11 protein-coding genes are annotated in these 10,036 nt (G+C 61.7%); all 11 read right to left on the reverse strand.

The window, feature by feature from the left end:
- On the reverse strand, positions 1-400 hold a 400-nt coding region (locus P8H27_RS20305), incomplete at its 3' end, for a hypothetical protein (RefSeq protein WP_289639561.1).
- Positions 401-548: 148 nt separating this feature from the next.
- A complete protein-coding gene (locus tag P8H27_RS20310) occupies positions 549-974 on the reverse strand; it encodes a hypothetical protein (protein WP_289639562.1) in 426 nt (141 codons plus the stop codon).
- Positions 975-1,060: 86 nt separating this feature from the next.
- Positions 1,061-1,549, reverse strand: a complete 489-nt coding sequence (locus P8H27_RS20315) for a hypothetical protein (RefSeq protein ID WP_289639563.1) — start codon at positions 1,547-1,549, stop codon at positions 1,061-1,063.
- A 74-nt stretch (positions 1,550-1,623) separates the two neighbouring features.
- Entirely contained in the window at positions 1,624-1,932 is a 309-nt protein-coding gene (locus P8H27_RS20320; protein WP_289639564.1) for a hypothetical protein, read from the reverse strand.
- A 106-nt stretch (positions 1,933-2,038) separates the two neighbouring features.
- Positions 2,039-2,419 carry a hypothetical protein gene (locus P8H27_RS20325; protein ID WP_289639565.1) on the reverse strand — a complete coding sequence of 127 codons (381 nt, stop codon included), beginning with the start codon at positions 2,417-2,419 and terminating at the stop codon, positions 2,039-2,041.
- A 462-nt stretch (positions 2,420-2,881) separates the two neighbouring features.
- Positions 2,882-4,204 (reverse strand): sigma-54 dependent transcriptional regulator, encoded by a 1,323-nt coding sequence (locus P8H27_RS20330; RefSeq protein ID WP_289639566.1) that lies wholly within the window; start codon positions 4,202-4,204, stop codon positions 2,882-2,884.
- Entirely contained in the window at positions 4,201-6,099 is a 1,899-nt protein-coding gene (locus P8H27_RS20335; protein WP_289639568.1) for an ATP-binding protein, read from the reverse strand. The genes P8H27_RS20330 and P8H27_RS20335 overlap by 4 nt, the downstream gene beginning before the upstream one ends.
- 99 nt (positions 6,100-6,198) lie before the next feature.
- A complete protein-coding gene (locus tag P8H27_RS20340; protein WP_289639569.1) occupies positions 6,199-6,933 on the reverse strand; it encodes an amino acid ABC transporter ATP-binding protein in 735 nt (244 codons plus the stop codon).
- Positions 6,930-7,598 (reverse strand): amino acid ABC transporter permease, encoded by a 669-nt coding sequence (locus P8H27_RS20345; protein ID WP_289639570.1) that lies wholly within the window; start codon positions 7,596-7,598, stop codon positions 6,930-6,932. Before P8H27_RS20345 ends, P8H27_RS20340 begins: the two co-directional genes overlap by 4 nt.
- Positions 7,595-8,341, reverse strand: a complete 747-nt coding sequence (locus P8H27_RS20350) for an amino acid ABC transporter permease (RefSeq protein WP_289639571.1) — start codon at positions 8,339-8,341, stop codon at positions 7,595-7,597. Before P8H27_RS20350 ends, P8H27_RS20345 begins: the two co-directional genes overlap by 4 nt.
- Before the next feature lie 225 nt (positions 8,342-8,566).
- A complete protein-coding gene (locus P8H27_RS20355) occupies positions 8,567-9,481 on the reverse strand; it encodes a glutamate/aspartate ABC transporter substrate-binding protein (RefSeq protein WP_289639572.1) in 915 nt (304 codons plus the stop codon).
- Positions 9,482-10,036 lie beyond the last annotated feature (555 nt).

Raw genomic sequence — 10,036 nt, forward strand, 5'->3', positions numbered from 1 at the left:
TGCTTTTGCTTTCAGAGCGATAATCGCGAGCGTAGTTTTCTAAGCCATATACACGCCAGCCGTTGGCTGACAAAGAGTATGCATTTATTGTCTTGCGCCAGGTGATCTCTGAGGTATGACCAACCTTAAGTACTGTACCTGGCTTGAAACTACGCGAAATGCGATCGGCGGAGAAAATACCCCGGCGTATGGCTACTTTCTCAGGCAGATTTTCCATGCGGTAAAAAATGGAATCTCGGTTCTTAATGGAGCGCGTTGAGATGACTTCTAAAATACGTCCCTCTGTGTAAACAAGATCCGTTTCTGATACGCCGAGGCTTCGAGTTTGCAAGTATGCAAATAAGGAAATGCCTACTAGCAGTACTACGCTAACGGCTCTTTTCTGTGTTAGGGACAGCATTACTCCACATAACCTCTAGATTGAATTAATTTGTTCATTTTTGACAAAATATCTACTGCACACGAATTGTGCATATAGGCCTAACGTTTGGTTAAGGGGCGGGCTTTAGCCCGTCCCAGTGAGCGAAGCGAGCGGTTTGAACCAGTTGTTAAATGACAAGTTCACAGATAGCCCTGGTGTCATCAATGTACTTCAAGCCATTGTATGTTCTTGATGTGCCGCTATGTACCGCGATTGCCGTAACGGGCAAGGCTAAGCGATTTTTTGTTAAGAACGCTTTGAATTCGGCCATGATGCTCTCGCTTGGTTTTGAAACGCCGAACCAGAAATCATGCCAATTGCCATTGTGAAAGACTGAAAAGGATTCTGAGCCGTTAAAAAGACCTTTTAGAACGGTGCCGTCAGAAAAAATAAAATTCGCTAATTCGATTTCAATAATATGCTCAGAAAAGCCGGGGTGAGTGTCAGGAATGACGAATTCAAAGCTGTCATAGCCCTCTTCGTCGTTATGGTATACACACCAACGATTACTCTCTAGATCAGTAACTGTTAGTTCTTCTATGCGTTTTGGCACGGAGCAAGCCATTGTCATTTAACGTTTGGTTAAGGGGCGGGCTTTAGCCCGTCCCAGCGAACGAAGTGAGCGATTTGAACCACTAGTTAGAAGCACGACACGCCGGCCTCTACAGTCTTGGTATGCAATTCAAAGCCGTTTTCGTCAAGCGCATTGTAAATTTCAAAGCTGCCACCGCCTGTGAAATGGATTAGTAAGCGCGTCCAAATTTCAATTTCGCTGCCTCCTACTGTCATTTCTCCTTGTGCTAAAGAAACTGACTCAACGGTACGCCCAATAGCAGTGTCAAGATGGATATTGCCGCTATTTATCCAGCGCACTGTGCTCCCGCAAAGTGAAAAAGGTAGAACGCGACCGACCTCTATAGCGAGTCCATCGAATTTTTGCCATGAGATAGAAAGCTCATCTGAGCCAATTGATAAAAATACTGGAAGGTCATTCCACTCGCTCCAAGCGGCGGTTTCTTCACACCATATTTGTGCTAATTCGTACCCTAGTATTTCCTTACCAATAAGCGTGGAAAACTGGTGGTGGATTAGGTCAGTCTTTTCTTTAAGGCTAGTGAGATATTTCATGTGTTTCTAACGTTTGGTTAAGGGGCGGGCTTTAGCCCGTCCCAGTGAGCGAAGCGAGCGATTTGAACCATTTGTTAGGCATCATCAATTTCGCGTAGCTTTGCAAGCGCTACTTCTTGATTACGTGCATGGAGCAGCACCAACATGCTGAAAATGAAACCAAAACTGATAACTTTAAAGAACCATGATGCAGTGTGCATTAGAAGTTCAGGCTCAAGAAAGTAAGACATTTTCCAGAAGTTTGAGATGTACTCACTAAATTCAGAGTATTGAGTTATGGCAATAGTACCTGTTACCAGAAGAGCCCCTGCAGTGAGGCTTGGCATGAGTGAGAGCTTTGCTGCATGCCCTAGTATAACGAATGCTTTTTTGATGACTCTCATATGTTCATCCTTGAAGATGCCTAACGATTAAGCTAAGGGGCAGGCTTTAGCCTGTCCCAGTGAGCGAAGCGAACGATTTGAGCGCCTTGTTAGGCGGGTGCAGACGCTAGATAAGAGGTGCACGCTGTATCCTTCGTTTTGTCTTTTCGGTAGATTTTTGCCAGACTAATAACGTTAACCCGCTTAAAGTTAGCAGTATTGAAAAGGCTACCCACGACTTGCTCATTACGGTGACGAGGACGAGTGCAAAACTGCTTGAGGTTACAAACCAAAATAATATTTCGATTGCGGCTTCTCTTTTCGTTACTGGCGCTTTAGGCAAACTTGTTAATACATAACCAGTAGAAAGACTAAGCAATGAAAGTACACATGCTGTATAGCCCTCCATGCCGCCAGTTACGATGCCTATAAAGAAAGCAAATGGAGCCACGATAAATGCAACTACATTGCAGAATGCGCTGAAGGCGTGTTTCGATTCTGGATGCATTAATAATTCCCTGTGGCACCGCTGTACTTTTTTGCAGTCGCCTAACAGTGATTAGACGGAACCCCGTCATATTGAATATCGGTGAATTCCAGACAAATACAGCTCTGCCAACCCAGTACTTATCGAAAAAATCTCAAAAAATCAGTCATCTGCCTATCGCTCCCTGAACGTCCCGTACTCGCTTGGTTTCCGCCTATCACCCGACAAGCCGTCGCGGCAGATTGCTATCAGTCTGGTTCGAACCATAGCCAGCCGCCGGCCAATCCAGCAAGCAACTTTTCCTCGGCATCACAATGTCAGGTGCTGGCTGGAGCTGAACAAGACCCGCGGCCTTAACAGCGGCGCGGCCAAGGCCGCTGCCACGGTAGAAGGCGGGTGCAGGCTCATGGCCAGGCACCACGGTGGGTTAGGGCGCGCGGTGAGTTGTGGTCGGGCGACGCCCTGCATGGCGCCTAACCCACCCTACAGCCCGTACTTCTTCACCTTGTCGAACAGGGTGGTCTTGGCCATGCCCAGCGCCTGGCTGGCCTGGCTGAGGTTGCCGGCGTGGCGGGCCAGGGCGTCGCCCAGCAGGTTGCGCTCGAAGGCCTCCACCGCCTCGGCGAAGCCCGGCCCGCTGCCGCCTGCGGCCAGGCCGCTGTGCTTGAACGCCGGCAGGCCGAGGGCGAAGCGTTCGGCGACGTTGCGCAGTTCGCGCACGTTGCCCGGCCAGTCGTGGGCCAGCAGCGCGGCCAGGGTGTGACGGTCGAGCTCGGGCGCCGGGCGGTCGAAGCGCAGGGCGGCGAGCTGCAGGAAGTGCTCGAACAGCAGGCCGATGTCCTCGCGCCGTTCGCGCAGCGGCGGCAGTTCCAGGGTCACCACGTTGAGCCGGTAGTAGAGGTCGCTGCGGAACTGGCCGGCGCGGCCCAGTTGGTCGAGGTCGGCCTTGGTCGCGGCGATCACCCGGCAGTCGACGGCGATCGACTGGTTCGAGCCGAGGCGTTCCAGGCTGTGTTCCTGCAGCACCCGCAGCAGCTTGATCTGCAGGTTCAGCGGCATGCTCTCGACCTCGTCGAGGAATAGGCTGCCGCCGTCGGCGTGCTCGATCTTGCCGATCCGGCGCTTGCCGGCGCCGGTGAAAGAGTGCGCCTCGTGGCCGAAGATCTCGCTGTCGAACAGGTTCTCCGGCAGGCCGCCGCAGTTGAGGGCGACGAAGGGCTTGGCCTGGCGCCGGCTGAAGTCGTGCAGGCAGCGCGCCACCAGCTCCTTGCCGGTGCCGGTCTCGCCCTCGATCAGTACGTTGGCCGCGGTGTCGGCGACGTTGGCCAGCAGTTCGCGCAGGCGCTGCATGGCCGGCGAGCGGCCGATCAGGCGTTGCTCCAGGGCCTGGCGCCCGGCCAGCTGGCGGCGCAGGTCGCTGACCTCGCGGGCCAGGCCGCGCTGGGCCAGGGCGCGGCGCACCACCTCGACCAGACGCTCGGGGGAGAACGGCTTCTCGATGAAGTCGTAGGCGCCGTCGCGCATGGCGCCGACCGCCATGCCGATGTCGCCGTGGCCGGTGATCAGCACCACCGGCAGGCTCGGGTCGCGCTGCTTGAGCTGGATCAGCAGTTGCAGACCGTCGAGGCCGGGCAGGCGGATGTCGCTGACCACTATGCCGGGAAAATCCGCGCCGACCCGCTGCAGCGCCTCCTCGGCGCTGGCCACGCCCTCGCTGGGAATGTCCTCCAGGGCCAGGGCCTGCTGGCAGCCGAGCAGCACATGGGGATCGTCTTCGACGATCAGGACGCTGAGCGCTTCATTCATGGGGGGATTCCAGGGCGGGGGGGGCTGGCGAGCAGCGCCAGGCTGAGGACGAAGGTGGTGCCGCCGCTTTCCGGGTGGCGCACGCCGAGGCTGCCGCCGGCCGCGGTGGCGAGACTGGCCGACAGGGTCAGGCCGAGGCCCAGGCCCTGTTCGCCGGGCTTGGTGGTGAAGAAGGGCTCGAACAGGTGGCCGCGCAGCTCCGGGGCGATGCCGGCGCCGTTGTCGCGCACCTCCAGCCGGTAGTTGGCGCCGTCGGCCACGCCGCTGAGCCACAGGCGCCGGTCGGTCTGCTGGGCCATGGCGTCGAGGGCGTTGCCGATCAGGTTGACCAGGATCTGCTCCAGGCGGGTCTGGTCGATGGCCAGGCGGGCCGGCGCGTGCTCGTGCTGGATCGCCACACGGGTGCGTTGCAGGCGCGGTTGCAGCAGCATCAGCGCCGCCTCCACCGCCTTGTCCAGGTCGGCCTGGCCGTGGTCGTCGGAACGGCGGGCGAAGGCGCGCAGGCTGGCGGTGATCTTGCCCATGCGGTCGACCAGTTCGCCGATGGTCTGCAGGTTGCTGCCGGCGACATCGAGGGCGCCACGCTGGAGGAAGCGCACGGTGTTGCCGGACAGGGTGCGCAGGGCCGCCAGCGGCTGGTTGAGTTCGTGGGCGATGCTGGTGGACATCTGCCCGATCACCGCCAGCTTGCCGGCCTGGATCAGCTCGTCCTGGGTCTGGCGCAGGTGGGCCTCGGTCTGCCGGCGTTCGCCGATCTCGGCGGTGAGCCGTCGGTTGCTGGCCGAGAGGTCGGCGGTGCGCTCGGCAATCTTGCGCTCCAGTTCGTTGTTGGCCTGCTGCAGCGCCTCGCGGGCGGCCAGGCGGGTGGCGATCACCTTGCGCCGCTGGTTCAGTGCCAGGCCGAGGACGATCAGCAGGGCGCAGGCGCCGGCGCCCAGCAGGGCGTAGCTGATGGCCGCGCGGCGCTGCTCGCGCAGCGGGGTCAGCAGGGTCAGGCGCCAGGGCGTGTCGGCCAGCGGCCGGCTCTGTTCCAGGTAGTTGATGGCCTGGCCGTCGCCGTCAGGGGCGGCGTAGCTGACCTGCTCGATGCCGTCGCCCAGCGGGGTGCGCGCCAGCGGCTGCAGCTCCTCCAGGGCCCACCAGTGGTACTGCAGGCTACGCGCCAGACGCTCGCGGGTGTTCGGTCCCAGCGGCTGTACGGCCTTGAGCCGCCGCGCCGGGCTGCTGGCGAGAATGATGATGCCGTTCTCGTCGCTGACGTAGGCCTCCAGACGGGCGCGCTGCCAGCGCTGCTCGAGGGCGTCCAGGCGCACCTTGACCACCGCCACGCCGATGATCCGCTCGCCCTGTCTGAGGCCGTGGGCCAGGTAGTAGCCGGGCTCGCCGGTGGTGCTGCCGATGCCGTAGAAGCGCCCCGGCTTGCCCTGCACGGCGTCCTGGAAATAGGCGCGGAACGACAGATCCTCGCCGAGGAAGCTGCTCGGCGTGCGCCAGTTGCTGGTGGCCAGCACCCGTCCGCTGGTGTCCAGCACGTAGGTGGCCAGGCTGGCGCTGCGCTGGTTGAGGCCCTCGAGGAAATCGTTGACCCGCTGCCGCCGGTAGTGGCTGGGCGTCTGCAGCAGGCGCCGGACGTCGTCGTTGAGCTCCAGCAGGCTGGGCAGGTAGTTGTACTTGGTGATCTCGCTTTCCACCGCGCGGGCGTTCAGCTCCAGCTGGCGCTCGCCGTTCTCGGCCAGGGCGCGGATGCCCACCCGTTCGCTGAGGCGATAGCCGGCGTAGCCGCAGGCGAGCACCAGGGCGAGCAGCACGAGGGTCAGCAGCAGGTGGCGGAACAGGCGCGGTTTCACGGTCAGGGCGGGCGGCACGGCGCAGCGGCGGGCGGGAGGGCATTGCATCATAGTCGTCCGGGGCTGACCAGTTGTGGCGGGCGAGCGGTCCATGCTCGGCTCGCGGTCTCGGTGTCGAGGGTGCGCACAGCGCACCCGGCGAGGCTTTTAGTGCTGGAGGATCTTGGCGAGGAACTGCTGGGCGCGCTCCGAGCGGGCGTTGATGTCGCCGAAGAACTCGTCCTTGGGGCAGTCCTCGACGATCTTGCCGGCGTCCATGAAGATCACCCGGTCGGCCACCTTGCGCGCGAAGCCCATCTCGTGGGTCACGCACATCATGGTCATGCCCTCGTTGGCCAGCTGCACCATCACGTCGAGCACCTCGTTGACCATCTCCGGGTCCAGGGCCGAGGTCGGCTCGTCGAACAGCATCACCACCGGATCCATGGCCAGGGCGCGGGCGATGGCCACCCGCTGCTGCTGGCCGCCGGACAGTTGGCCGGGGTGCTTGTGGGCATGGGCGGCCAGGCCGACCCGCTCGAGCAGCGCCAGGCCCTTGGCAGTGGCCTCGGCCTTGCTGCGGCCGAGCACCTTGATCTGGGCGATGGTGAGGTTCTCGGTGATCGACAGGTGGGGGAACAGCTCGAAGTGCTGGAACACCATGCCGACCCGCGAGCGCAGCTTGGGCAGGTCGGTCTGCTTGTCGGCGATCGAGGTCTGATCGACGACGATGTCGCCCTGCTGGAAGGCTTCCAGGGCGTTGACGCACTTGATCAGGGTCGACTTGCCCGAGCCGGACGGCCCGCACACCACCACCACTTCGCCCTTGTTCACCTCGGTGCTGCAGCCCTGCAGCACCTGGAAGTCCCCGTACCACTTGTTGACGTTCTGGATCGAGATCATACGGCTAACCTTTTTTGCAGGTGCTTGACCAGCTGCGAGGCGGCGAAGCTGAGGGTGAAGTAGACCAGGCCGGCGAAGATCAGGAACTCATGGGCCTGGCCGATGATGTCGCCGCGCGAGCGGGCGGCGTTGAGGAAGTCCATCAGCCCCACGGTGTAGACCAGCGAGGTGTCCTGGAACAGGATGATGCTCTGCTGCAGCAGCAGCGGGGTCATCTTGCGGAATGCCTGGGGCAGGATGATCAGGCGCATGCACTGGCCGTAGTTCATCCCCAGGGCCTGGGCGGCGCCCATCTGGCCCTTGGCGATGGCCTGGATGCCGGCGCGGACGATCTCGCTGAAGTAGGCCGCCTCGAACATGATGAAGGCCACCAGGCAGGAGCTGAAGGCGCCCACCGGGGTGTCCTCGCCGGTGATCGCCCGCAGGACGAAGGGCACCGCGAAGTAGAACCAGGTGATCACCAGCAGCAGCGGGATGGAGCGGAAGTAGTTGACGTAGGTGGCGGCGAAGTTGGCCAGCAACCGGTTCGGCGACAGCCGCAGCAGCGCCAGGGCGGTGCCCAGTACTACGCCGCCGAGCACCCCGAGCAGCATCAGCTGCAGGGTCATCCACATGCCGTCCATCAGCCCCGGCAGGGCCGGCAGTATTGCGCTGAAATCCATCACTTGCCTCCTGCGGCGATCAGCCCGGGCACCGCGACGCGTCGCTCGATGGTGCGCATCAGCAGCATCAGGCCCATGTTCAGGGTGAAGTAGATCAGCGTGGCCAGGGTGAAGGCCTCGAACAGGTTGGCGCTGAACTCGGCGGTCTGCTTGGTCTGCGCCAGCAGTTCCATCAGGCCGATCAAGGAGGCCACCGAGGAATTCTTGAAGATGTTGAGGAATTCGCTGGTCAGCGGCGGGATGACGATGCGCAGCGCCTGCGGCAGCAGCACCTCGCGGTAGATCTGCGGCAGGCGAAAGCCCATGGCATAGCCGGCGGCGATCTGCCCCTGGGGCAGCGCCTGGATGCCGGTGCGCACCTGCTCGCAGACCCGCGCGGCGGTGAACAGGCCGAGGCAGACCACCACGCTCAGGTAGGCCGAGGTGGCGGGCGCCAGATCCTGCTTGAACCACAGCTCCAGCGGCTCGGGCAGCAGGTCCGGCACCAGGAAGTACCAGAGGAACAGCTGTACCAGCAGCGGCACGTTACGGAAGAGTTCCACGTAGGCGCCGGCGATGCCGGCCAGCGCGCGGTTCGGCACGGTGCGCAGCACGCCGAGCAGGGTGCCGAGCAGCAGGGCGATGACCCAGCCGGCCAGGGCGATGGCGATGGTCCAGCCCAGGCCGGTGACGAACCAGTCCAGGTAGATCTCGCTGCCGATGCCGGTGGACTTGAAGAAGATGCCCCAGTCCCAGTTGTAGTTCATGCGGGTTGACCCTCGGGTGTTGCCAGGTGCAGCAGGGAAAGTGCCGGTGCCCGGCGGCTTTTCCTGCTGAACCTAAAACGTTGGGTTGGAGGGGGCCGGGCAGGCAGACGCCGGCCCCGTCCGCGTGTGGCGGACGTGCCCCCGATCCATTCGGGGTGGAGAAAGGGAGCGCTGCTCCCGGTTCCCCGCCGGCACGTCCCTCGTGGGGGCGCGCCGGCGTCACCGTCAGAGCTGCTCGGCAGCCTTGTCGGTGGGCTCGGCGATAAGCTTCTTCAGCTCGGCGCTCATGGGGAAATTGAGGTTCAGGCCCTTCGGCGGGATCGGCTGCATAAACCACTTGTCGTAGATCGCCGTGACTTCGCCGGACTGGTAGGTGGCCTTGATTGCGCCGTCGACCAGTTGCTTGAAGGCCGGGTCGCCCTTGCGCAGCATGCAGCCGTAGATCTCGAACGACTGCGGCGCGCCGACCACGGCCCAGTCGGCCGGCTGCTTGGCCTTGGCCATCTCACCGAACAGCAGCGCGTCGTCCATCATGAAGGCCAGGGCGCGGCCGGATTCGAGCATCAGGAAGGACTCGCCATGGTCCTTGGCCGAGATGATGTTCATGCTCATCTGTTGCTCGGCATTCATGATCTTCAGCAGGCGCTCGGAGGTGGTGCCGGCGGTGGTCACCACGTTCTTGCCCTTGAGGTCGGCGAAGTTGGTCACGCCCGAGGTCTTCCTGGTCAGCAGGCGGGTGCCCACCTCGAAGATGCCCACGGAGAAGTCCACCTGCTGCTGGCGCTCGACGTTGTTGGTGGTGGAGCCGCACTCCAGGTCGACGGTGCCGTTCTGCACCAGCGGGATGCGGGTCTGCGAGGTCACCAGGTTGTAGCGCACCTTGAGCTCGGGCAGCTCCAGCTGCTGCTTGATCGCCTCGACCACCTTCAGCTGCAGGTCATGGGAGAAACCCACCGGCTGCTGCGGGCTGTCGCCGAAGTAGGAGAAGGGGATGGAGGCGTCGCGGTGGCCGAGAACGATGCTGCCGGTTTCCTTGATCTTCTTCAGGGTGCCGGTCAGTTCCTCGGCCAGGGCCGGAGCGCTGAGCAGGGTGGCGGCCAGGGCGACGGCGACGGCGCGGGAAAGAGTGCTGGTGGTCATGCTGAACCTCACTGTTGTTGTTATCGGGCTGGCCGGTCGGGTGCGGTGCAGGCCCGTCGGCGGGGAAGGCGCTGGGCATTCCTGTAGTGAGGTAGAGCAGGGAGCGTGCCAGCCTTTTTGCAGTTGGATTGTTTTTTTAAGTGCTTGAAAGAAAAGGATAAAAATATATTTGTAGCAGCTGGCGGCGCGGCGCCGCGTTCGCCTGGGCGAACGGAGACGATTTGGTCATTCGGAAAACCGAACGGCGGAGCCGCCGGCTGCAGGGGCGTTGGATCGTTTCGGTGGGCAAGCAGAGCGTTGCCCACCCTGCAGAATCTGGGTCGGCACCCGCTGCTAGCAGGCCTGATCGATTAATCCGTTTATCCATGGACTCAAGCCTGTCCGCACCTGGTAGGCGGCCGCGCCCGCTCTCGAAAATGCTCCCGGCATTTTTCCTGCCTCCCCCATCCATGGGGTCGCCGGCGGGCTTGCGGCATTTCCCACATCCATGTGGGGTATGGTGCAGGACAACGGCTTCGCCCCGGGGTCGGGCCTCCCACAGATAAGACTCAAGCC

The organism is Pseudomonas sp. sp1636, from assembly GCF_030376615.1.
GTDB lineage: Bacteria > Pseudomonadota > Gammaproteobacteria > Pseudomonadales > Pseudomonadaceae > Aquipseudomonas.

Bases quoted from the DNA above. Each gene is read 5' to 3' on its own strand.
- P8H27_RS20315 (WP_289639563.1), bottom strand. From the start codon at position 1,549: ATGAAATATCTCACTAGCCTTAAAGAAAAGACTGACCTAATCCACCAC.
- P8H27_RS20355 (WP_289639572.1), bottom strand. From the start codon at position 9,481: ATGACCACCAGCACTCTTTCCCGCGCCGTCGCCGTCGCCCTGGCCGCC.
- P8H27_RS20330 (WP_289639566.1), bottom strand. From the start codon at position 4,204: ATGAATGAAGCGCTCAGCGTCCTGATCGTCGAAGACGATCCCCATGTG.
- P8H27_RS20350 (WP_289639571.1), bottom strand. From the start codon at position 8,341: ATGAACTACAACTGGGACTGGGGCATCTTCTTCAAGTCCACCGGCATC.
- P8H27_RS20340 (WP_289639569.1), bottom strand. From the start codon at position 6,933: ATGATCTCGATCCAGAACGTCAACAAGTGGTACGGGGACTTCCAGGTG.
- P8H27_RS20335 (WP_289639568.1), bottom strand. From the start codon at position 6,099: ATGCAATGCCCTCCCGCCCGCCGCTGCGCCGTGCCGCCCGCCCTGACC.
- P8H27_RS20320 (WP_289639564.1), bottom strand. From the start codon at position 1,932: ATGAGAGTCATCAAAAAAGCATTCGTTATACTAGGGCATGCAGCAAAG.
- P8H27_RS20325 (WP_289639565.1), bottom strand. From the start codon at position 2,419: ATGCATCCAGAATCGAAACACGCCTTCAGCGCATTCTGCAATGTAGTT.